Below are 20,738 nucleotides of genomic sequence, written 5' to 3'. Positions count from 1 at the left end.
CCTGTATCCCCTGTGGGAGCGAGCCTGCTCGCGAATGCGGCGGATCAGACAAATGATTGCTGTCTGACACGTCGCTTTCGCGAGCAGGCTCGCTCCCACATTGGGTTTCGCGCTGGGCCTTACACGCGAAACTGATCCATCAACCGCTGCTGCTGATTCGCCAGGCTGTTGAGCGACTGACTCACCCGCGCCGACTCATTCGCCTGCCCCGACAGCGATTCGGTCACATCACGAATCGTCGCCACGTTGTTGTTGATCTCCTCGGCCACCGCGCTCTGCTCTTCGGCTGCGCTGGCGATCTGTAGGTTCATGTCGCTGATCACCGTCACCGCGTCGCCGATCTGGCGCAGCGCGGTCACTGCCTGGCCGACCTGCTCGACACTGCCCTGGGCCTGGCGATGGCTGTTGCCCATCGAGCCGACCACCTCCTGCGTGCCGTTCTGCAATTGCTCGATAACCTGACGGGTTTCCTCCACCGATTCCTGGGTCCGCCTTGCGAGGTTGCGCACTTCATCGGCAACTACGGCAAAACCGCGTCCGGCTTCACCCGCCCGCGCTGCTTCGATCGCAGCATTGAGCGCCAGCAGGTTGGTCTGTTCGGCAATCGCGCGAATGGTTTCCAGCACCGCGCCGATTTTCTCGCTGTTGGCCGCCAGACCTTCAACCTGCACCATCGCCGCGCTCATGTCGGCGGCGAGGGTATCGATGCTCGCGGTGGTGCGGTCGATCACCGTCAGGCCCTGGCGGGTGGCGCGGTCGGCATCCTTGGCGGCTTCGGCAGCCTGGGCCGCGCTGCGGGCGACGTCTTGCGCGGTGGCGCTCATTTCGTGGGAGGCAGTCGCGACCTGATCGACCTGACGGTACTGCTGCTCCATGCCGGCGCTGGTTTGAGTGGCGATGGCCGATGACTGGTCTGCGGTACTGCGTGCGTCCTGCACCGAGCGTTTCACTTCGGCGATGATCGGCTGCAATTTGTCGAGAAAGCGGTTGAACCAGCCCGCCAGTTGCCCGAGTTCATCCTGCTTGTCATAGGCCAGGCGACGGGTCAGGTCGCCTTCGCCGCTGGCGATGTCTTCGAGCATGTGCGCGACGCCGAGAATCGGTCGGGTCACGCTGCGCGCCATCAGCCACACCAGCAGCAGGCCGAGCAGGGCGGCGAGGCCGCCGAGGCCCAACTCCATCAACGTGCCCGAGGTATTGCTCGCGTCCAGCTGTTGCTTGAGCGCTTCGGCGCGGCTGACCAGGACTTTTTCCGGCACATCGAGCAGCACGCCCCACGCCGGCCCGCCCGGAATCGGCTGGAAGGGCGAGAGCACTTTCAACTGGCCGTCGTTGTGCAGGCTGCTCACGCCCGTGCTGGCCGCCAGGCGCCGCAGCAGCTCAGCGCCGCTGGTGGTGTCGACGGCGTCCAGACGCTGGCTGAGTTTGCTGGCATCGGCGCTGTAACCGGCGAGCAGGCCGGCGGGGCTGATGATGCTCACGGCGGTCTGACCGTCGTAGAGCTTTTTGCTTGCGGTCTGGCTGATCGCTTGCAGGCTGTTGAGGTTGATGTCGACCGACAGTGAGGCGATGACCTTGCCGTTGAGCAGCAGCGGGAAGACGATGCTGGTCATCAGCACTTTCTGCCCGTCGATCACGTAAAAGTACGGTTCGATCACGCAGGGCTTGAGGGTGCTGCGCGGGCAGGTGAACCAGGCGTTGGCCGCCTGACCGCTGGGGCCGGTGCGGGTGTCGCTCATGTCGCTTTCCGGCAGGGCCATCGAGTGGACTTTGCCCGGGGTCGGCTGCGACCAGTACAGCGCAAAACGGCCCTTGTCGTTGCTGCCCAGCTCATCTTGCCCAGCGAACAGTTCGTCCTTGCCGTCCAGCGCGTTGGCTTCGAATACCAGCGACAGGCCGAGCAGATCCGGGTTGGCCTGCAATGCAGATTTGACCTGACGGGTCATGTCTTCGCGCAGATCGAAGGCATCGAGAAAACGCTTCTCGGCCTGTTCGCGCAAAAACAGCACCTGCCGCGAGAAGCCATGACCGTACTGGTAGGCATCCATGAACTGCTGACGAATGCCTGCCGCTTGCACCTCACCCTGCGACTCGATGCGCGCCTGCGCCGACTCGGTGAGCATTTCCATGCTCGACGCCTTGACCAGCGCGGAACTGTGCTGCATGCGATACAGCGAAAGACCGACCAACAGGGTCACGATCCCGGCCAGACAGAGGCCGGCGAGCAGGGTGATTTTCCACTGGATGGAAAGGTGTCTGAGCGACATGGAAAACATCCTTATTCGATAAATATCTGAGACTTTGCACTCTAACGGCTGAAAAACAGCTTTCTTGAGCGGCAAGCGGCAAGCGGCAAGCTGCAAGCTGCAAGCTGCAAGCTGCAAGCGAAAAGCTTGATCGTTCCCACCCTCTGCGTTGATCGTTCCCATGCTCCGCGTGGGAATGCCTCAATGGACGCTCTGCGTCCGCTTTGGGACGCGGAGCGTCCCGGGCTGCATTCCTTTGCTGCGCGTGGGAACGATCAAAAGCAGCTCAGCTTGCCGCTCGAAACTTGCAGCTTGTGGCTGCTTGGGGCACAGTGCGCGCCCTTTTAACAAGACCCTTTTGGCTCCGCCGAGCAGTTCTGGCGGACTCATCCTGTCTGGCGGTCGATTGTCCACCGCAGTGTTTTTCGAGGTAGTGAAATGAATGCAGTCATAGCAGCAGTCGGCGTCATGCTGATTCTCAGCCTGTCCCGCGTGCATGTGGTGATCGCGCTGATCGTCGGGGCGCTGGTTGGCGGCCTGACCGGTGGCCTGGGCATGGACGCCACACTCAAAGCGTTCAACAGTGGCCTGGGCGGCGGTGCCACGGTGGCGTTGTCCTACGCGTTGCTCGGCGCTTTCGCTGTGGCAATCGCCAAATCCGGCCTGGCCCATGCGCTGGCCGACAGGGCGCTGGCGATGGTTGACCGGCAACATTCCACCGGCGGTGGCAACGTCAAATGGCTGCTGATCGGCCTGTTGTGGGTAGTGGCGATTGCTTCGCAGAACATCCTGCCGATCCACATTGCATTCATTCCGCTGCTGGTGCCGCCACTGCTTTATGTGCTGACCAAGCTGCAACTCGACCGCCGCCTGATCGCCTGCGTCATGACCTTCGGCCTGATCACCCCGTATATGTTCCTGCCAGTGGGTTTCGGCAACATCTTCCTCAATGAAATCCTGCTGGCCAACGTTGCGCGCAGCGGCGTCGACATCAGCGGCATCAACATTACCCACGCCATGGGCATTCCGGCGCTGGGCATGGTTTTCGGCCTGGCGATGGCGTTCGTCAGTTATCGCAAGAAGCGCGTCTATGACCTAGCAAAAATCGAGCAGGTCGAGCAGACCGCGGTGCAGTACAACCCGTTGAGCCTGCTGATCGCCGGTGTGGCCATCGCCTCGGCGTTCGTCGTCCAACTGCTGCTGGATTCGATGATTATCGGTGCGCTGGTGGGTTTCCTGATCTTCTCGGTGTCCGGCATCGTCAAGTGGCGCGAAACCGATGATCTGTTCACCGAAGGCATGAAAATGATGGCGATGATCGGTTTCATCATGATCGCCGCCTCCGGTTTCGCCGAAGTGATGAAGGCTACCGGGCAGGTGCAGACCCTGGTCGAATCGTCGGCAGCGTGGATCAATCACAGCAAAGGCGTCGGCGCACTGCTGATGCTGCTGGTGGGCTTGCTGGTGACCATGGGCATTGGCTCGTCGTTTTCTACTGTGCCGATTCTGGCGGCGATTTTCGTGCCGCTGTGCGTGCAACTGGGCTTCAGCCCGATGGCCATCGTGTGCATCGTCGGCACCGCCGGTGCGCTGGGCGACGCCGGTTCACCGGCCTCGGATTCGACCCTCGGCCCGACCTCCGGCCTCAACATCGACGGCCAGCATCACCACATCTGGGACACCGTGGTACCGACCTTCCTGCACTACAACCTGCCGCTGCTGGCCTTCGGCTGGGTGGCCGCGATGGTGCTCTGACTCCCCACCAATCCTCAATGTGGGAGCGAGCCTGCTCGCGAAGGCGTCGTGTCAGTCGCTTTATGAGGTGCTGACCCAACGCTTTCGCGAGCAGGCTCGCTCCCACAGGGGAAAGGGCAATCCCTGTGCTCAACTTTTGAGCTGGCGTGCCGTTAAAGCCTTTAACCACGCCAACAAAATCAAAAGAGTGAGCCCCACAATGCGCCTGAGCCTCAAGGCTAAAGTCCTGTCCCTCGCCGTTCTTCCGGTATTGCTCTTTGCCCTGGTCATCAGCCTGACCACGCTGTTCATCCTCCAGGAACAGGCGCGCAAGGAAGTCGAGCAGACCCGCGAGCGCCTGCTCGGCGACGCCAAAGCCACCCTGCAAAGTTACGTCGCCGTGGCGATGACCACGATCAAACCGCTGTACGACGCTGCCGCGCCCGGTGACACCGAGGCGCGCGCGCAGGCGATCAAGCTGCTGTCGGGCATCCGCTACGGCAAGGACGGCTACTTCTTCGCTTACGACTCGGAGATCGTGCGCCTGTTCAAGGCCAACGACCCCGACGGCGTGGGCAAAAGCTTCAAGGACAACCGCGACCCGAATGGCGTCTACGTCAACCTCGGCCTGGTGAAAGTGGCGAAGGACGGCACTCACTACCTGCAATACAGCTCGCCGCTGCCGGGCAATGCGAAAGTGCTGGTGCCGAAACTCGGTTACACCGAATACCTGGCCAAGTGGGACATGGCCGTCGGTACCTCGGTCAACCTCGACGGCATCGAAGCGCAAGTGGCGCTGGTCGAAGCCCAGGTCCAGGAACGCGTGCAAGGTGTGGTGCTGAGCATTGTCGGCGTGGCGGTGCTGGTGCTGCTGGTAATTGCCGCGGCGGGGATGCTGCTGGCTAACACCATTCTGCGTCCACTGACCCAGATGAAAGCCAACCTCGATGACATCGCGGCGGGCGAGGGCGATCTGACCCGGCGCCTGAACATCACCAGCCAGGATGAACTCGGCGAACTGGCCGGCTCGTTCAACCGCTTCGTCGACAAGATCCACGGCCTGGTGCGCCAGATCACCGAGATGACCACGCAACTGACCGGGCTGGTGACTCAGGTGTCCGATCAGGCGCAGCGCTCGGATCAGGCGATGGAGCGTCAGCGTCACGAGACCGATCAGGTCGCCACCGCCATCAACGAAATGTCCGCCGCCGCACAGGAAGTCGCCAAGAGCGCGCAGAACGCCGCCGTCGCCGCGCAGCAAACCGATGCAGAAGGTCAGAGTGCCAAACGCGTAGTGGCTGGCAGCATCAAACAGATCCATGCGCTGGTCGATGACATTCGCAACAGCGGCGTATCACTGGACAGCCTGCAGCAGGACGTGACGTCGATTGTCGGTGTGCTCGGGGTGATTCGCTCGATTGCCGAGCAGACCAACCTGCTGGCTCTCAATGCGGCAATCGAAGCGGCGCGGGCGGGCGAGGCCGGGCGTGGTTTTGCCGTGGTCGCCGACGAGGTCCGCGCGCTGGCCAGCCGCACGCAGATCAGCACCCAGGAAATTCAAGGCATGATCGATCGTCTGCAGGCCGGCACGCAGCAGGCCGTGGAAGCCATGCGCCGCTCCAGCGAGGCCGGCGACGGCACTTCGCAACAGGCCAATCAGGCCGGGGCGTCGCTGGATGCCATGGCTGAACTGATCGCGACGATCAACTCGATGAACGCACAGATCGCCAGCGCCGCCGAAGAACAGACTGCGGTGGCAGAAGAAATCAACCGCAGCGTGCACCAGATCGCCGTGGCGGTGGATAGCGTTGCCGATGAAACGCAGCTCGGCGCGCAGACCTCGCGCAGTCTGGCGGAGTTGGGGCAACGGTTGGGCAAACTGGTTGGGCAGTTCCGGATCTGACGCTTGAAAAGCAGCCCTCACCCTAGCCCTCTCCCAGAGGGAGAGGGGACTGACCGAGTTGTCTTGCGCCATACATCGACCTGAGAAATCGAGTCGATTATGGATTCACAGCAGAGCTTTCAGGTCGGTGCATACCTGCAATATCCCCCAATCAGTCCCCTCTCCCGACGGGAGAGGGCTAGGGTGAGGGGCTCTTGATCTTCAAGGCCTGTCCCAATACGGCACCTCACCAAAACACTCAACAAAAAAATCAATCACCGTCCGCACCTTCACTGACAACCTTCGACTCCCCGGCCACAGCACCGCAATCTGCTGCGGCTCCAGGCTGTTCGACACCTGATACCCGCGCATCACCGGCACCAGCGTGCCGGCGCGCACCGCTTCGCCAATCAGCCATGACGGAAACATCACCAGCCCCAGACCTTGTTCGGCGGCCTGGGTGAGGGTGTCGGCGTGGTTGCTGGTGATCGGGCCTTTGACCGAGTACGGCGTCCAGTCCTCGCCATCGCGGCGGAAAAACCAGCGCTGCTGGCCGGTCGCGCCTTTGTAGGCCAGGCACTGGTGCTGAGCCAGATCCTCGGGCTTCTGGGGCGTGCCGTGGCGCGCAAGATAGGCCGGGCTGGCGGCGACCTGAAAGCGGTGCGGCGCCAGAATCCGCGCCTGCATGCTCGAATCGGGCAACGGGCCGATTCGCACCAGCAGGTCGGCGCCTTCCTGCAACGGGTCGACGTAGTGATCGGTCTGCTGGATATCCAGTTGCAACTGCGGATAACGCGCGCACAACGTGCCCAGCCACGGGCTCAGATGACGCTGACCGAACACCACCGGGGCATTGATCCGCACCAGGCCGGTAGGTTCGCTTTGTTGCTCCTGCAGCGCTTGCTCGGCTTCTTCCAGTTGCGCCAGCAGCAGCCGCGCATGGTGGCCGAGCAGGCGACCGGCTTCTGTCGGCGAAACGGCGCGGGTATGCCGATAGAGCAATTGCTGATTCAGCGCCTGCTCCATCAACTGGATCTGACGCGAGATCGAAGAGGGCGCCACGCCTTCGCGGCGCGCGACTTCGGAAAAGCTGCCCTGATCGAGTACAGCAACAAACAGCCGCAGTGCCTTGAATCCCAGTTCATTGAGCCCGTGCATGAAAAGTCCTGCTGTGCGAGTTGCGCAAAAGTGTTGTCCGAATGCTCCCATTTATCGCACAGCTCTGCCAACCGATAATCCGCGCCATCGTTTCTTGAGTGGAAAGTTTTTATGCAGACGCTGGATGACGTGGCTGTTGCCACGCCTGTGAAAAAGTCGGGGTTGCGCTTGTTGCTGTTGCCGCTGGTGATTGTGGCCGGCATGGGCTTGTCGGTTGAGGCCGGACTGCTCGGGCCACTGGGCGAGCAGGTCGGGCACCTGTGGGCGACATTGAGTATCTTCGGCGTCGGTGCGGCGATCCTGTTTTTGCTGTTGCTGTTCGCTGGCCCGCAGAAAGGCCCGGCGCTGACCGAGCTGCCGCGCTGGCAGTTGATCGGCGGGTTTCTCGGGCCGATGTATGTGGTGGTGCTGACCCTGGCAACGCCGCATATCGGTATTGCCATGACCATGATCGCGATCCTCTCGGGGCAAGTGGGCAAGAGCGTGCTGATCGACCATTTCGGCTGGTTCGGCGCGACGCGCAAAAAGGTCAATGGCGAGCGTTGGCTGGCCTTGGGGCTGATCGTGGTGGCATTGATTCTGATTGCGCGGGGGTGAGTGATGGGGCTGGTGATTTTATTGGCAGTGGTGGTGTTGGCCGGCGCGGTGTTGAGCGTGCAAGCGGCGATCAACGGGCGCCTGGGTGAGTCGGTTGGCGTATTGCGCAGCAGTCTGCTGACCTTTGCGGTGGGCGCGGTGGTGACCGGGTTGTTGATTTTCTTCTTTGAGCCGGCGCAGGCGGTGAGCTTGCTCGACGTGCCGAAGTGGCAATTGACCGGGGCCTTGTTCGGCGTGGTTTACATGATGGTGATGGTCGGTGCGGTGCCGGTGGTGGGCACGGCGGTGGCGACGGTGGCGGTGATCGTCGGGCAGTTGGGGATGGGGATGTTGATCGATAATTTCGGCTGGTTGGGCAATCCGGCGATCGAGCTTTCGTCGAGCCGGGTTTTGGCGATGGGGTGTCTGGCGTTGGCGCTGGTGTTTATGTATCGGAGTTCTTCGCGCTCCGTGGATTGATTGTTTATTGTTGCTGAGATGGGGGTGTATATCCGTTGCTGCGGGTGTTGCGGCTGGCGGTTTCGCCCTTACGGCGAGTCCCTTTTTCAGACGCCGGAGTGCCGGCCCAGCAAAAAGGAACCAAAAGGCTTTGCTCCTGCGTTCGGCCCTCGCAGGCTCGGGTCCCTTCGCTCCGGGACCGATCCGGGCGCAGCGGCTACGGTTTGCTGCGCTGCACCTACGTCCGCTGTGTCTGGCTGCGCCAGACGGTCGCTGCGCTCCCACGCCCGGATCAATCCCTGCGCTCAGCCTTCCGATGTCGCTGGTTAGGCAAGATCAAGATCAAAGGCACTCGAGCTAACGCTCATTGTTGAGTGGTTAGAAGCGGGTGGTTGGCTTGGGATTTTCGGTGTGGCTGCCCCTCACCCCAGCCCTCTCCCCGAGGAGAGGGAGCCGATTTTGGTTGGATTCGAAATTCGCATTCGACTCGGTATCGCAGGTCGACGTAGCCCTCGCATTCACCTCGGTCAGTCCCCTCTCCCTCCGGGAGAGGGCTAGGGTGAGGGGCTTTTGATCAATCAGGCTCCACCTGAAGTTTCATCCCTCCATCCTGCAGCGGCTCCGTCTCTCGAACACTGCCCTGAAGCGTGCGCCCATCCACTTTCACCACGACGATTTTCGCCTGGTCCAGATCTTCCGGCACCGGCGCCTTTACGCATAAAGTGAAGCGGTAAGGATCGTCCGCAACGGTCTCGAGGCCGACTTCGCAGTTTACGGTTTTGCTGATCTGGCCGAAGAACGTGGTCAGGCCGTAGTCCAGCCGCGCCGGGTGGTAAAGGATGTCCATCAGTGCTCCTCCTTCGTCCGCAAGCGGCTGGGTGGTTAATGCGTCTGGCGCCAGGTGACGTTTTCCAGGCCGAATTTTTCCGCCATCGGTTTGCTGGTCTTTTGTACCTTTTCACGGCCAAAGCGCGGGATTCGGCCGACGCCGGCGTCGCAGCTCGCCCAGTGCCAGGCTTCGGCATTGTCCATTTTGTCCGAGCGGATAATGAACGACTTGGGCGTACCGTGAAGGGTGTAGTCGATAACAAAAAGTTTTGCGTTGTTCATAAAGCCGGTATTCCTCCCTGTGGTAATTAACGGATCGCAGGGCGTCGCGAAAATTCAGTCGGATTGTCCGACGGTAGCGATGATTGGCGAGCTTGGGGCGCGCTGGTTAACATGGCGCCTTCGCCAACCCCGATGAATGCTCGCCATGGCCCTTGCTGCGCCCCCCGATCTGAGTGACCCCGATGTGCCGGTGCAACCGCTGGCGCGCACCTATCCGCGCGGATTGTTCATCGAACCCCATGAGCATGTCTGGGGGCAGTTGCTGTATGCGATGAGCGGGGTGATGTGGGTCGAGACGCCGCACGAAGCGCTGGTGGTGCCGCCGCAGCGGGCGGTGTGGTTGCCGCCGGGGGTGCCGCATGCCATTCGCGTGGTGTCGGACTTGCAGATGCGCAATATCTACCTGCGCCCGGCGCTGGCGGCGACGCTGGATGCGACGGTGCAGGTGATCGAAGTCGGCGGTTTGCTGCGTGAGCTGATTGTCGGCCTGGTGGCGCAGGGTGACAGCGGCGAACCCGAATACTACGAGGCGCTGGTCGGTCTGGCCCTGCTCGAGCTCAGGCGTGCACGGCGCTCTTCATTGAAGGTCCCGCTGCCGGACGATTCTGATCGGCGCCTGATGAACGTGTGTCAGGCGGTGATGGCGGCGCCGTCGCTGGCGCTGCCGTTCGAGCAGCATGCGGAGAATGCCGGGGCCAGCGTGCGCACCCTCGCGCGGCTGTTCAAGGACAGCCTCGGCATGGGCTTCGCCGAATGGCGGCGCCAGGTGCAACTGGCGACGGCGGTGGCCGAGTTGATTCAGGGCGTAGCGGTGAGTGTCATCGCGCGGGAGCTGGGTTATTCGCCGAGCAGTTTCAGTGACATGTTCCGGCGTGAGCTGGGGGTGGCGCCTTCGCAGTTCGTGATGGAACACAATTAATCAGACCGATGTAAATCCAATGTGGGAGCGAGCCTGCTCGCGAATGCGGTTCCTCAGCGCCGAATGAGCGTGCTGGTACACCGCATTCGCGAGCAGGCTCGCTCCCACAGGGTTCCTCGCTGATTTCAACGGGTTTGGCTGAAATCCAGAAGTCCTTGGCCGGTAGCCTTCGGCGCCTCTCCCTAAACTCTGCCCATTCCTTTCAACGGCGGAGTGCCTCCATGAATTATCTGATTTCGCTCGCCATCGGTCTGGGCGTCGGCCTGTTGTACGGCGCGCTGGATTTTCGTTCTCCCGCGCCGCCGGCGATCGCGCTGGTGGGCCTGCTCGGCATGCTCGCCGGTGAACAGTTGTGGCCGCTGGGCCGGCAGCTGGTCGCTGGCTGGTTGTCCTGAATTTTCCTTTTTCCTTATCGGTGGATGTGCTCATGAAAGCTCTGCAATTCGATAAAACCGGCGACCTGTCTTCCCTGCGTTACACCGAGGTGCCGACACCCGTGCCTGGCCCTGATGAAGTACTGGTGCAGATCAAAGCGGCCGGCCTCAACCCCAGCGATGTGAAAAACGTCCTCGGGCGTTTTCCTTACACCACGCTGCCGCGGATTCCCGGGCGGGACTTTGCCGGGGTGGTGGTCGAAGGGCCGCAAGCGCTGATCGGTCAGGAAGTCTGGGGAACGGGCCGTGAGCTGGGCTTTTTCGCCGATGGCTCCCATGCGCAGTTCGTCAAACTGCCGGCCGGCGGTATCGCGCATAAACCGTCGCACTTGAGTTTCGCTCAGGCCGCCAGCCTCGGCGTGCCGTACACCACCGCGTGGGATGCGCTGGAGCGCAGTCTGGTGAACGCCGACACGCGTTTGCTGGTGATCGGCGGCGGGGCGGTGGCGACAGCGGCGTTGGCACTGGCGAAAGTGCGCGGCGCGCAGTTGCTCGCTGCGGCGCGGCGACCAGAGCAAGTGGCTGACTTGCAGGCGCAGGGGTATCAGACGATTCAGCTGGAGCAACCCGAAAACCTCGGTGCGCAGGTCAACGCGGTGTATCGCGGCGGCGCCGATGTGATTTTCGACACCACCGGTTTCTGGTTGCCGGCCTCGGTGGCAGCGTTGGCGACGTTCGGGCGCATCGCAATCATCGCCGCGCCAGTGGACGGCCACGTACAGCTGCCAGCACTGGCGCTGTACCGCAAGGGCGGTTCGGTGGTGGGGATCAATTCGTTGTTGTATGGCGTTGAAGCGTGCGCAGCAATGCTTGAGCAGTTCGGGCGGTTTTTCGATGAGGATCGGTTGCCGTTGCCGCAGGGGCTGGTTGAGGTGCCGTTGGCTGAAGGGCTCGCGCGGTATGCCGAAGTAAATCAGGGTGGCGGGGACAAGATCATCCTCATCCCCTGACTCACTTCGAATTTCTCTAACAACCTGAAACCTGTGGGAGCTGGCTTGCCAGCGATGGCAATGGAACAGGCGAGAGAAAGGTTGCCTGACCTGACGCGATCGCGGGCAAGCCCGCTCCCACAGGGGGCTGAGTGTGTCTTAAGAGGCGGGGACGCCTTTTTCCCACGCCGACCAGTTTTTCAGAATGTCCTGCACCAGCGGATTACCGGCCCGATACAGATTTTCCAGCGCTGGCACAAACCCACCCTGATCGGCGTATTTGAGCAGGTTGTCGACTTCGCTGCCGCCGGGTTGTGGGCGGTCGAAATCGGAGCCGGCGCGGACCACGGCGAGGCGCTGCACGTCGACCAGGCCTTCGCGGCTGGCGCGCAGCAGCGCTTCGTACGTGGAGTTGTCTTCCTGTTGCGTCGTGCAGTATTCGCCCTTGTTGTCGGTCAGCAGCTTGGTCCAGACCTCGGCTCGTTCGCTCAGGCGCGTGCCGGAAAACCAGGTGTTGCCGGCGAGCGTATCGCAGCGCGTCACCACCGGTGGCTGGTTGGCCGGGGCGGAAGGATATTTCTGCCGCCACGCCGCCGATTCCTTGCTCTCGCTCAACTCGACCTTGTGGCTCAGCGCGAAGGCTTTGGCTTGCAGTGTCGGGTTGAGTTCGAAGACTTCGGTCTTGTAGTCCAGCGGCGGTTTTTCGTTCGGGCCTTGGGTGTTGATGCCCAGATAACCGGTCGGCCAGCTCGCCGGGGCGTCGCGCGAATCCAGCTCCCACTGCGTGCCGAACTCGACCAGATAATGCGCCCATGCGGCGGTGCCGATGGTGCCGTGTTTGGGGCTGATGCCGGCAATCCCAGCGATCAGAAAGTAACTTTTACGCAGGTCGAATTTCGGCGACAGGGCCAGTGCCAGGGTCGAGGCAGCGGCGTTGGTCTGGCCCATGCCGGTGGTCAACAGACACACTTGCTGCGCGTTGCAACGGATGCTCGGATATTCGGCGGAAAGACCCGGCACGCGGATTTCCTGTTTCAGCTCGAGCCGGTCGATCCAGTGCTGCGCCTCGGGGGCGAACATGGTGATCAGCACGACTTTTGGTTGAATCGGTGCCTCGCTCGCCCATGCAGGGGAAGCGAGCAGGGCCGCGCCGGTCAGGGTCAAACATTTCATGGCTTGCATGGAAAACTCCTTGAGTCAGAACTGATAACCGATGCCGGCGTAGTAACCCCAGCCGTTGGAACGCGCGCGGAAATTGCCGTCGCCGAAATTCAGCTCGCTGCCGTCATCCCAGTTGCCGCCGTTATGGAAATAGCGGCCGACCAAAGTGAAGCGCAAATGCGTGAACGAGTAGAGCAAGACGTTGGTCGCCACCGTCGCGTTGGCGGTGCGCGCCGGGTCGTCCTTGTGCAGGTCCGAGCCAAAATCGAAATTGGTGAAGCCGATGTAGGTCAGCGACGCGCCGTTGCTGAATTTGTCGATGGGGATGATGTATTTGAGCTGCGCGCGGTAGCCGTCCCACGAATACTCATTGCTCGCGCCGTAGTTTTCCCACTGATAACGACCGTATAAGTTGGCCGACAGATTGACCCGCGAGTGCGTATCGATGTCGGTGCCAAAACCGCTGTAAAGCGTGTTGGCGCGGTTTTCCTTGCGGCTGCCGTGGTCGTAGATCCAGTCGAACGCTACGTACCATTCCTTGAACGGGCCGATGGCCAGGCTGCGGCCGGCGAGGTAGTCGATGGAGATGCGCGGCTCGTGCTCCATGAACACCGGCGAACCGTGATCCCACACGCCTTTGTCGTGGCTGTTGCCGATGTTGAAGATCTTCGGCACGTCGATGTAACCGTAAAGTTCGAACGGGCCTTTGCGGCCGAAATACTCGTATTCCAGATAGATATCATCGGCCGGTTGCGGGCCGAAGCTGATGTCCTTGCTGCCGATCAGGGTCAGGTCCTGGTTGTACCAGTCCGACAAGTACGCGCCTTTTTTCGGCGGGCTGGCTTCGGGGCTGAGGGTCTCGCCCTGGGCGGATTCTTCGGCGGGCGCCGGTTGCGCATAGGCGCTGTGGCTGAGAAATCCGGTAACGCCGGTCAGTAGCAGGGAAACAGCGCAAGTGCGCAATAACGGTGCGCGATAAGAAGAGGCGAGGTGCATGCAAAGTCCTTTTTGTGGATCCGGGCCCGCTGTTGCGTGGGCGATGACGGTTTGTCACGAAAACGCAGGCATGGGTGACAAGCAAACGTTTGCACAAGGCGTACCAGATTTGGCAAGACGCTGAAATGTTGGAGCTTTCGCGACATTTCATGACGGATCGATCAGAAAGCTACTTCCAGCGCCAAACCTTGTAGCGGCGAGCCTGTTCGCCGAAACGTTTGGCAGACGCCAGCGCCCATGATCCTTGTCGCGCTCTGCTAGAATCCGCCCCATTCATTGCCAGAGACCCTCCCATGAGCGAGCCGATTCGTCTGACCCAATACAGCCACGGCGCCGGTTGCGGCTGCAAGATTTCTCCGCAGGTGCTGGAAGTGATTCTGGCCGGCAGTGGCGCACAGAACCTCGACCCCAAACTGTGGGTCGGCAATGCCTCGCGTGATGACGCGGCGGTGTACGAGATAGATGCCGAACGCGGTGTGGTGTCGACCACGGACTTTTTCATGCCGATCGTCGATGACCCGTTCGACTTCGGCCGCATTGCCGCGACCAACGCGATCAGTGATATCTACGCGATGGGTGGCGATCCGCTGATGGCGATCGCGATCCTCGGCTGGCCGGTCAATGTGCTGGCGCCGGAAGTGGCGCGGGAAGTGATTCGCGGTGGCCGCTCGGTGTGCGACGCGGCGGGCATTCCGCTGGCCGGCGGGCATTCGATCGATGCGCCGGAGCCGATTTTCGGCCTCGCGGTGACCGGTCTGGTGGAAAAGCGCCACATGAAGCGCAACGACACCGCCACCGCCGGTTGCCTGTTGTACCTGACCAAGCCGTTGGGCATCGGCATCCTCACCACCGCCGAGAAAAAGGGCAAGCTGCGCGCCGCCGACGTCGGCGTGGCCCGTGACTGGATGTGCACCCTGAACAAGCCCGGCAGCCGTTTCGGCAAACTCGCCGGCGTTACCGCAATGACCGACGTCACCGGTTTTGGCCTGCTCGGGCATCTGGTGGAAATGGCGGACGGCAGCCAGCTCACCGCGCGCATCGCCTATGACCGCGTGCCGCGTCTGGACAGCGTCGAGTATTACCTCGATCAGGGCTGCGTGCCCGGCGGCACCTTGCGCAATTTCGACAGCTACGCAAAACAGGTCGGCCGCGTGCAAGAGCTGCACAAGCGCGTGTTATGCGACCCGCAAACCAGTGGCGGTCTGCTGATCGCCGTGACGCCAGAGGGCAACGAGGAATTCCTCGCAGTCGCCGCCGAACTGGGCCTGAGCCTTGAACCAATCGGCGAACTGGTCGAGCGACAGACGAACGCAGTCGAGGTGATTTGATGCTCCGCGACTGCACCGACTACCGCGACATTTTCCTCAACGACCGGCCGCTGATGGACGCCCGCGCGCCGGTCGAGTTTCACAAGGGCGCGTTCCCCGGCGTGGTCAACCTGCCGCTGATGAACGACGCCGAGCGGCAAAAAATCGGCACCTGCTACAAGCAGCACGGCCAGCAGGCGGCCATCGAATTGGGCCATCAACTGGTTTCCGGCGCGGTGAAGGCCGAGCGCATCCAGGCCTGGGCCGATTTTGCCCGGGCGCATTCTGACGGTTATCTCTATTGTTTTCGCGGCGGCCTGCGCTCGCAGATCACCCAGCAATGGCTGCGCGACGAGGCCGGCATCGACTATCCGCGCGTCGGTGGCGGCTACAAGGCGATGCGCAGTTTTCTGATCGACACCCTTGAACAGGCCATCGCCCAGTGCGATTTCGTTTTGCTCGGTGGCATGACCGGCACCGGCAAGACCGAAGTGCTGGTGCAACTGCGCAATGGTCTGGACCTGGAAGGGCACGCCAATCATCGCGGTTCGAGCTTCGGCAAACGCGCGACCGGGCAGCCGTCGAACATCGATTTCGAAAACCGTCTGGCCATCGACATCCTCAAGAAGCGCGATGCCGCTATCGAGCAGTTCGTGCTCGAGGACGAGAGCCGGGTGGTTGGCAGTTGCGCCTTGCCGCTGGCGCTGTATCAGGGCATGCAGCAGTACCCGATGGTCTGGCTGGAAGACCGTTTCGAGGACCGCGTCGAGCGGATCCTGCGTGATTACGTCACCGATCTGGCGGCGGAGTTTTCAGCGGTCCACGGCGAGGAGGGTTTCACGCTGTTCTCCGAACGCTTGCTCGAAAGCCTGAACAACGTGCAGAAACGTTTGGGCGGCGAGCGCCATCGACGCTTGTTGTTGTTGATGGAAGACGCACTGGCCGAGCAGGCCCGCAGCGGCGCGGTGGACCTGCATCGCGGCTGGATCGAAGGTTTGCTGCGTGAGTATTACGACCCGATGTATGTGTTCCAGCGCGAGAAGAAGGGCGGGCGAATCGAGTTTGCCGGGGAGCGGGGGGCGGTGATCGAGTATTTGCGCGAGCGGTTGAATCAGAAAGGTTAAGGTTGTGGTGGCTGGCCTCTTCGCGAGCAGGCTCGCTCCCACATTGGATCTGCGTGGAATACAAATCCCCTGTGGGAGCGAGCCTGCTCGCGAAAGGGCCGGGTCAGGCGCTGCAAAACTCAGGTCGGGCAGCTCTGCTCACCATGATCCAGCCCCTGCTTGTAACTGTGGCTCTGCAGGCTCGCCTTGCCGTTGTGCCAGGTCAGGGTCAGCACGTACAGCGAGTCGAAATCATTGCCCGCCCAGTCCTCGGTGATGTTCTGTTTCTTGCCGACCGCGTTGCCCGCGACCTTGTTGATCAGCTCCGGCAGATAGCCGTGTGACCAAGCGGTGTAGATCGTCGAGTTGTGGTACTTCTCGTCCAGCAGTTCGCGCGCAAGATCACTGGTGTCATTGGCCGAGAACTCGATGTTCACCGGCAGGCCGAGCTTGATCGCGGCGGGGCTGATGGTCATCAACGGACGAATGTAGCTGTAGGAGTTATCCAGCTCGCCTTCCTCGACATTGCGCGTCGGATTGGCGGCGAACACGTAGTCGGCCTTGCCGAATTTTTCCGGTAGCAGCGTCGACAGGTCGATGGCGCGGTTCAGGCCCTGGCAGTTGAGCTGACCCAACCCGCCTTCGGGTTTTTCGGCATGGCGCAGGAATACCAGCGTCTGCGTGCCGTCGGCCGGCTGCGCGCGACTCTCGCTGGATTCCAGCGACAGCGCCAGCGCAGTCACGGCCAGCAGCGAGGGCAGGGCCACGTATGCACGGTGTTTGAAACGGTTGGCGAAACGCATGAGGTTCGTCATGTAATAGAAAGTTCTTCAGCAAATTCAGTTAGGGCTGACAAACCTTTACACCGCAGGCTGCCGGCGCCGGGTGTTTTCCATGTCGTGAACAGCTTCCTCTGCAAAAAGGCATAGCTCAGAGTCATCTCGGGCCGTTTGGTTCGATTCGGCCCGCCGCGCGGCACTTTAACGGCTAAGTTGGCGGGCTTGAGCGCAGGTTAGCGACAGGATGTTACGGTTCGTGTAGGCGCTGCGGCGGGCCTGTTTTATGATCGGCTTCTAATTTGTGACTGGATGCTTCCCATGACCGATCTGTCCGCGTTCCCGATCACCCAGAAATGGCCGGCGCAGTACCCTGACTGGATTCAGCTTTATTCCCTGCCGACGCCCAACGGCGTGAAAGTCTCGATCATGCTCGAAGAAATCGGTTTGCCGTACGAGCCGCATCGCGTCGGCTTCGACACCAATGACCAGACCTCGCCAGAGTTTCTGTCGCTGAACCCGAACAACAAGATCCCGGCGATCCTCGATCCGCATGGTCCCGGCGACCAGCCGCTGCCGCTGTTCGAATCTGGCGCGATCCTGATCTATCTGGCGGACAAAAGCGGCCAGTTGCTGGCCCAGGAAGGCGCGCTGCGTTACGAGACCATTCAGTGGCTGATGTTCCAGATGGGCGGCATTGGCCCGATGTTCGGCCAGCTCGGTTTCTTCAACAAATTTGCCGGCAAGGATTACGAAGACAAGCGTCCGCGCGACCGTTATGTCGATGAAAGCAAACGCCTGCTCAACGTGTTGAACACGCGCCTGGAAGGGCGCGACTGGATCATGGGCGAGCGTTACACGATCGCCGATATCGCCACATTCCCGTGGGTGCGCAACCTGATCGGCTTTTATGAGGCGGGTGATCTGGTGGGGATTGAGAACTTCCCCAATGTCACGCGGGTGCTGGAGCGGTTTCTCGCTCGTCCTGCTGTCGTTCGTGGCCTCACCATTCCCTCCTGACTCCGCAGGTTAAACCTGTGGGAGCGAGCCTGCTCGCGAATGCGATGTGTCAGAAGCAAGCAGGTTGACTGACACGGCGCTTTCGCGAGCAGGCTCGCTCCCACAGGGAATTGGATTGGCAGAAAGATTATTGCGAACCCGGTAACGCTCTCTTGATTGATCCAGGTTTGTACCCCAACCCCCGCAAGGCATAAGCTTCGCCCCCTACGACTTTCGTCTCATCCGCCGTTTTCAGGAAAGGCCCCATGTCCAGTCAGTTCCCCGAAGCACGTCCCCGCCGTCTGCGCCGCAATGCGAGCCTGCGCAGTCTGTTCCAGGAAACCGAATTCAGCCTGAACGATCTGGTATTGCCGATCTTCGTCGAAGAAGACATCGACGACTTCGTGCCGATCACCAGCATGCCCGGTGTGCAGCGCATTCCCGAGCGCAAGCTGGCCAGCGAAATCGAGCGTTACGCGCGCGCCGGGATCAAGTCGGTGATGACTTTCGGCGTCTCGCATCATCTGGACAGCAACGGCAGCGACACCTGGCGTGAAGACGGCCTGGTCTCGCGCATGTCGCGCATCGCCAAGGACGCCGTGCCGGAAATGATCGTGATGTCCGACACGTGCTTCTGCGAGTACACCGATCATGGCCACTGCGGCGTGATGCACAACCACGAAGTCGACAACGACCAGACCCTGATCAACCTCGGCAAACAAGCGGTGGCGGCAGCGCGTGCCGGTGCCGACGTGATCGCGCCGTCGGCAGCGATGGACGGCCAGGTGCGGGCAATTCGTCAGGCGCTGGACGCGGCCGGGTTCACCCAGATTCCGATCATGGCCTACTCGACCAAGTTCGCCTCGGCGCTGTACGGTCCGTTCCGCGAGGCCGGTGGCAGCGCGCTGAAGGGCGACCGCAAAAGCTATCAGATGAACCCGATGAACCGCCGTGAAGCCCTGCGCGAATCGCTGCTCGACGAGCAGGAAGGCGCCGACGCGCTGATGGTCAAACCGGCCGGCGCGTACCTCGACATCATCCGCGACATCCGTCAGGCGTCGAATCTGCCGCTGGCGGCGTATCAGGTCAGTGGCGAGTACGCGATGATCAAGTTCGGCGCCCAGGCCGGAGCCATCGATGAAGATCGCGTAGTGCGCGAAAGCCTTGGCGCGATCAAGCGCGCGGGTGCGGATCTGATCTTCACCTACTTCGCGATGGATCTGGCATTGGCCGGGATCTGATCAACACTCTGTATCCCTGTGGGAGCGAGCCTGCTCGCGAAAGCGTCGTGTCAGTCAATACGCCTGTTGATGACCCACCGCATTCGCGAGCAGGCTCGCTCCCACATTTGGATCTGCGTGGTGTCAGGTGCAGTTGAAGAGTGGTTTCCACATTTGGTTCGGTGTGAGTCAGGTGCAGTTGAAGTACGGCCGGATCCCATGATCATGGAAGTACCGTTCGACCACCTTCGGATCGGCGCTGTTCTCGGCAATCGCCACGTACGTATCCGGGCGCAGCAGGTAGAACCCGTTACGCGCCAACCCCGCCGTTTCAAACGCCGGGCGCCAGTCGAACACGTGCAGCGGCAAGTGATGTTCAGCGCACCAGGCGATCATTTCGTCGCTGGTGTCGCCGTACACATGCACCTGCCAGCAAGGCTGGCGCAGCGGTTCATAGTTATCTCCCTCACCCTCATGGGCCCACGGCAAGCGGTCGCCGCCGTGGACGTGCCCGGCTGCGCCCGCGCTTAGCGGCATACCACGATAGTTGAGCGTGACCTGCGAGACGGTACGAAAGAGGAATTCGCGACTGGCTTCGAACGAGGCCATTTTCGGGATCAGAAACGGCGCCACACGCATGCGCAGCAGATCCGCCAGCCGCCCCTCGGCGGTGACAAAGCTGAAGACCTTGTCGGTGGTCGATACCAGGCGCCGCGCGAAAGCGATGCGTTCGGTTTCGTAACTGTCGAGCAGGCTTGCCTCGGCGCCGCCGCTGAGCACCGCGGCAAGCTTCCAGGCCAGGTTGATCGCGTCGCCGATCCCGGTGTTCATGCCCTGACCGCCGGCCGGGCTGTGCACATGCGCGGCATCGCCGAGTAGAAACGCGCGGCCACTGCGAAAGTGCTCGGCGACACGGTGATGGACACGGTAGGTCGAGAACCAATGGACGTCTTCGATGTGCACTTTCAGATGTTCGATGGCGCGGCGACTGACGTCGCTGAATTGCAGGGTTTCGGCGCGATCCGCACGCTCATCGCGCACGGTGCCGATCAACCGTGCGTGGCCGGCGCCGGCCAACGGAAATACCGCGAGAAAGTCCGCTTCGTCGAGGTCCAGGTGCAGCTCGCCATTCATCGCCGGGCCGCTGGCCTTGACGTCCGCGACATAGAAAACCTGCTGATAGGTGCCACCGGGAAAACCGGTGTCGAGGCTTTTACGCACCACCGAGCGGGCACCATCGCAGCCTGCGAGGTAGCAGGCCTGACAGATTTCCTGCTCGCCGTTGGGCAGGCGCAAATGTGCGGTGAGGCCGTCGCTGCTTTCTTCGAAAATTTCCAGCGTGGTGTCGCGCTCGACGGTGATGCCATAGTCTTCGAGGCGCTCGATCAACAGCCGTTCGTGTTCATCCTGTGGGAAAATTTCGACGAAGGCGTACGGCGTCAGGCCTTCGCCGATGCGCTTGAGCGGCAGCTGCGCGAGTGGTTTGCCGTTGACCCAGAAATTCGTCGCCGCGACCCGATGGCCGTTGCGCACGATGGTCTCGCTCAGGTCCAGTTGCCGGTACAGCTCCAGCGTGCGCGCCTGCACTGCCAGCGCCCGCGAAGTGGTGCCGGGGGCGGAGGTCTTGTCGATGATCCGCGCCCGCACGCCAAGCTTGCTCAGCCACAGGGCCAGCACCAGCCCGGTGGGGCCGGCGCCGATGATCAGAACGTCGCTGCGGTTCATGGCG

Annotated in this window: 19 protein-coding genes and 2 pseudogenes; 12 read left to right on the top strand and 9 right to left on the bottom strand. The window is 61.8% G+C overall.

The window, feature by feature from the left end:
• Positions 1-119 precede the first annotated feature (119 nt).
• Entirely contained in the window at positions 120-875 is a 756-nt protein-coding gene (locus ACGSLL_RS23085) for a methyl-accepting chemotaxis protein (RefSeq protein ID WP_394508131.1), read from the bottom strand.
• 102 nt (positions 876-977) lie between these two features.
• Positions 978-1,124: pseudogene (locus ACGSLL_RS23080) on the bottom strand (HAMP domain-containing protein); the annotation flags it as partial.
• A gap of 1,560 nt (positions 1,125-2,684) precedes the next feature.
• On the opposite strand from ACGSLL_RS23080, the gene ACGSLL_RS23075 reads away from it, so the two are divergent.
• From ACGSLL_RS23075 to ACGSLL_RS23065, 3 genes and pseudogenes are all read left to right on the top strand, one after another.
• On the top strand, positions 2,685-4,001 hold the full coding sequence (locus tag ACGSLL_RS23075) for a Na+/H+ antiporter family protein (RefSeq protein WP_394508060.1): 1,317 nt from the start codon (positions 2,685-2,687) through the stop codon (positions 3,999-4,001).
• A 199-nt stretch (positions 4,002-4,200) separates the two neighbouring features.
• Positions 4,201-5,025, top strand: a pseudogene (locus tag ACGSLL_RS23070) (cache domain-containing protein); the annotation flags it as partial.
• 36 nt (positions 5,026-5,061) lie between these two features.
• Positions 5,062-5,883, top strand: a complete 822-nt coding sequence (locus ACGSLL_RS23065) for a methyl-accepting chemotaxis protein (protein WP_394508130.1) — start codon at positions 5,062-5,064, stop codon at positions 5,881-5,883.
• Positions 5,884-6,084: 201 nt separating this feature from the next.
• Here ACGSLL_RS23065 and ACGSLL_RS23060 read toward each other — a convergent pair whose 3' ends face one another.
• A complete protein-coding gene (locus tag ACGSLL_RS23060; RefSeq protein ID WP_394508059.1) occupies positions 6,085-7,020 on the bottom strand; it encodes a LysR family transcriptional regulator in 936 nt (311 codons plus the stop codon).
• A gap of 111 nt (positions 7,021-7,131) precedes the next feature.
• Between ACGSLL_RS23060 and ACGSLL_RS23055 the strand changes: the two genes are divergently transcribed.
• Complete coding sequence (locus ACGSLL_RS23055) at positions 7,132-7,617, top strand: DMT family transporter (protein ID WP_394508058.1); 486 nt, start codon at positions 7,132-7,134, stop codon at positions 7,615-7,617.
• 3 nt (positions 7,618-7,620) lie between these two features.
• Complete coding sequence (locus tag ACGSLL_RS23050) at positions 7,621-8,076, top strand: DMT family transporter (protein WP_394508057.1); 456 nt, start codon at positions 7,621-7,623, stop codon at positions 8,074-8,076.
• A gap of 553 nt (positions 8,077-8,629) precedes the next feature.
• Here ACGSLL_RS23050 and ACGSLL_RS23045 read toward each other — a convergent pair.
• Positions 8,630-8,902, bottom strand: a complete 273-nt coding sequence (locus ACGSLL_RS23045) for a hypothetical protein (protein WP_394508056.1) — start codon at positions 8,900-8,902, stop codon at positions 8,630-8,632.
• A 35-nt stretch (positions 8,903-8,937) separates the two neighbouring features.
• Positions 8,938-9,165: a DUF6555 family protein gene (locus tag ACGSLL_RS23040; protein ID WP_090284584.1), complete on the bottom strand. Its 228-nt coding sequence runs from the start codon at positions 9,163-9,165 to the stop codon at positions 8,938-8,940.
• Between the two features lie 136 nt (positions 9,166-9,301).
• Between ACGSLL_RS23040 and ACGSLL_RS23035 the strand changes: the two genes are divergently transcribed.
• From ACGSLL_RS23035 to ACGSLL_RS23025, 3 genes are all read left to right on the top strand, one after another.
• The gene (locus ACGSLL_RS23035) at positions 9,302-10,084 is read left to right on the top strand and encodes an AraC family transcriptional regulator (RefSeq protein ID WP_394508055.1); all 783 of its coding nucleotides are present in this window, start codon (positions 9,302-9,304) and stop codon (positions 10,082-10,084) included.
• Positions 10,085-10,305: 221 nt separating this feature from the next.
• Positions 10,306-10,479: a DUF1427 family protein gene (locus ACGSLL_RS23030; RefSeq protein ID WP_073471384.1), complete on the top strand. Its 174-nt coding sequence runs from the start codon at positions 10,306-10,308 to the stop codon at positions 10,477-10,479.
• Positions 10,480-10,511: 32 nt separating this feature from the next.
• Positions 10,512-11,468 carry a quinone oxidoreductase family protein gene (locus ACGSLL_RS23025; RefSeq protein ID WP_394508054.1) on the top strand — a complete coding sequence of 319 codons (957 nt, stop codon included), beginning with the start codon at positions 10,512-10,514 and terminating at the stop codon, positions 11,466-11,468.
• Positions 11,469-11,606: 138 nt separating this feature from the next.
• Here ACGSLL_RS23025 and ACGSLL_RS23020 read toward each other — a convergent pair whose 3' ends face one another.
• On the bottom strand, positions 11,607-12,629 hold the full coding sequence (locus ACGSLL_RS23020) for a purine-nucleoside phosphorylase (protein ID WP_394508053.1): 1,023 nt from the start codon (positions 12,627-12,629) through the stop codon (positions 11,607-11,609).
• Between the two features lie 15 nt (positions 12,630-12,644).
• Positions 12,645-13,604: a nucleoside-specific channel-forming protein Tsx gene (locus ACGSLL_RS23015; RefSeq protein ID WP_394508052.1), complete on the bottom strand. Its 960-nt coding sequence runs from the start codon at positions 13,602-13,604 to the stop codon at positions 12,645-12,647.
• Between the two features lie 293 nt (positions 13,605-13,897).
• On the opposite strand from ACGSLL_RS23015, the gene selD reads away from it, so the two are divergent.
• Complete coding sequence (gene selD / locus ACGSLL_RS23010) at positions 13,898-14,932, top strand: selenide, water dikinase SelD (protein WP_394508051.1); 1,035 nt, start codon at positions 13,898-13,900, stop codon at positions 14,930-14,932.
• The gene (gene mnmH / locus ACGSLL_RS23005; RefSeq protein WP_394508050.1) at positions 14,932-16,035 is read left to right on the top strand and encodes a tRNA 2-selenouridine(34) synthase MnmH; all 1,104 of its coding nucleotides are present in this window, start codon (positions 14,932-14,934) and stop codon (positions 16,033-16,035) included. Before selD ends, mnmH begins: the two co-directional genes overlap by 1 nt.
• Positions 16,036-16,154: 119 nt before the next feature.
• Here mnmH and ACGSLL_RS23000 read toward each other — a convergent pair whose 3' ends face one another.
• Positions 16,155-16,829, bottom strand: a complete 675-nt coding sequence (locus tag ACGSLL_RS23000; RefSeq protein WP_394508049.1) for a histidine phosphatase family protein — start codon at positions 16,827-16,829, stop codon at positions 16,155-16,157.
• A gap of 282 nt (positions 16,830-17,111) precedes the next feature.
• Here ACGSLL_RS23000 and ACGSLL_RS22995 point away from each other — a divergent pair, with 282 nt between their 5' ends.
• Together ACGSLL_RS22995 and hemB are read left to right on the top strand one after the other, a co-directional pair.
• Positions 17,112-17,810 carry a glutathione S-transferase family protein gene (locus ACGSLL_RS22995; RefSeq protein WP_394508048.1) on the top strand — a complete coding sequence of 233 codons (699 nt, stop codon included), beginning with the start codon at positions 17,112-17,114 and terminating at the stop codon, positions 17,808-17,810.
• A 245-nt stretch (positions 17,811-18,055) separates the two neighbouring features.
• Positions 18,056-19,030, top strand: coding sequence for a porphobilinogen synthase (hemB, locus tag ACGSLL_RS22990; protein ID WP_125918128.1), 975 nt, complete (start codon positions 18,056-18,058; stop codon positions 19,028-19,030).
• Between the two features lie 168 nt (positions 19,031-19,198).
• On the opposite strand, the gene ACGSLL_RS22985 is transcribed toward hemB, so the two are convergent.
• Entirely contained in the window at positions 19,199-20,734 is a 1,536-nt protein-coding gene (locus ACGSLL_RS22985; RefSeq protein ID WP_394508047.1) for an FAD-dependent monooxygenase, read from the bottom strand.
• Between the last annotated feature and the right edge of the window lie 4 nt (positions 20,735-20,738).

The sequence above is a fragment of the Pseudomonas retamae genome, assembly GCF_043496865.1.
Classification (GTDB): domain Bacteria; phylum Pseudomonadota; class Gammaproteobacteria; order Pseudomonadales; family Pseudomonadaceae; genus Aquipseudomonas; species Aquipseudomonas retamae.
Note: the sequence above shows the minus strand (reverse complement) of the source record. Positions and strands in the feature narration are given on the sequence as shown.

Excerpts from the sequence above, each read along its gene's own strand:
- ACGSLL_RS23085 (WP_394508131.1), bottom strand. The coding sequence starts at position 875 with ATGGAGCAGCAGTACCGTCAGGTCGATCAGGTCGCGACTGCCTCCCAC.
- ACGSLL_RS23075 (WP_394508060.1), top strand. The coding sequence starts at position 2,685 with ATGAATGCAGTCATAGCAGCAGTCGGCGTCATGCTGATTCTCAGCCTG.
- ACGSLL_RS23065 (WP_394508130.1), top strand. The coding sequence starts at position 5,062 with ATGACCACGCAACTGACCGGGCTGGTGACTCAGGTGTCCGATCAGGCG.
- ACGSLL_RS23060 (WP_394508059.1), bottom strand. The coding sequence starts at position 7,020 with ATGCACGGGCTCAATGAACTGGGATTCAAGGCACTGCGGCTGTTTGTT.
- ACGSLL_RS23055 (WP_394508058.1), top strand. The coding sequence starts at position 7,132 with ATGCAGACGCTGGATGACGTGGCTGTTGCCACGCCTGTGAAAAAGTCG.
- ACGSLL_RS23050 (WP_394508057.1), top strand. The coding sequence starts at position 7,621 with ATGGGGCTGGTGATTTTATTGGCAGTGGTGGTGTTGGCCGGCGCGGTG.
- ACGSLL_RS23045 (WP_394508056.1), bottom strand. The coding sequence starts at position 8,902 with ATGGACATCCTTTACCACCCGGCGCGGCTGGACTACGGCCTGACCACG.
- ACGSLL_RS23040 (WP_090284584.1), bottom strand. The coding sequence starts at position 9,165 with ATGAACAACGCAAAACTTTTTGTTATCGACTACACCCTTCACGGTACG.
- ACGSLL_RS23035 (WP_394508055.1), top strand. The coding sequence starts at position 9,302 with ATGCTCGCCATGGCCCTTGCTGCGCCCCCCGATCTGAGTGACCCCGAT.
- ACGSLL_RS23030 (WP_073471384.1), top strand. The coding sequence starts at position 10,306 with ATGAATTATCTGATTTCGCTCGCCATCGGTCTGGGCGTCGGCCTGTTG.
- ACGSLL_RS23025 (WP_394508054.1), top strand. The coding sequence starts at position 10,512 with ATGAAAGCTCTGCAATTCGATAAAACCGGCGACCTGTCTTCCCTGCGT.
- ACGSLL_RS23020 (WP_394508053.1), bottom strand. The coding sequence starts at position 12,629 with ATGCAAGCCATGAAATGTTTGACCCTGACCGGCGCGGCCCTGCTCGCT.
- ACGSLL_RS23015 (WP_394508052.1), bottom strand. The coding sequence starts at position 13,604 with ATGCACCTCGCCTCTTCTTATCGCGCACCGTTATTGCGCACTTGCGCT.
- selD (WP_394508051.1), top strand. The coding sequence starts at position 13,898 with ATGAGCGAGCCGATTCGTCTGACCCAATACAGCCACGGCGCCGGTTGC.
- mnmH (WP_394508050.1), top strand. The coding sequence starts at position 14,932 with ATGCTCCGCGACTGCACCGACTACCGCGACATTTTCCTCAACGACCGG.
- ACGSLL_RS23000 (WP_394508049.1), bottom strand. The coding sequence starts at position 16,829 with ATGACGAACCTCATGCGTTTCGCCAACCGTTTCAAACACCGTGCATAC.
- ACGSLL_RS22995 (WP_394508048.1), top strand. The coding sequence starts at position 17,112 with ATGACCGATCTGTCCGCGTTCCCGATCACCCAGAAATGGCCGGCGCAG.
- hemB (WP_125918128.1), top strand. The coding sequence starts at position 18,056 with ATGTCCAGTCAGTTCCCCGAAGCACGTCCCCGCCGTCTGCGCCGCAAT.
- ACGSLL_RS22985 (WP_394508047.1), bottom strand. The coding sequence starts at position 20,734 with ATGAACCGCAGCGACGTTCTGATCATCGGCGCCGGCCCCACCGGGCTG.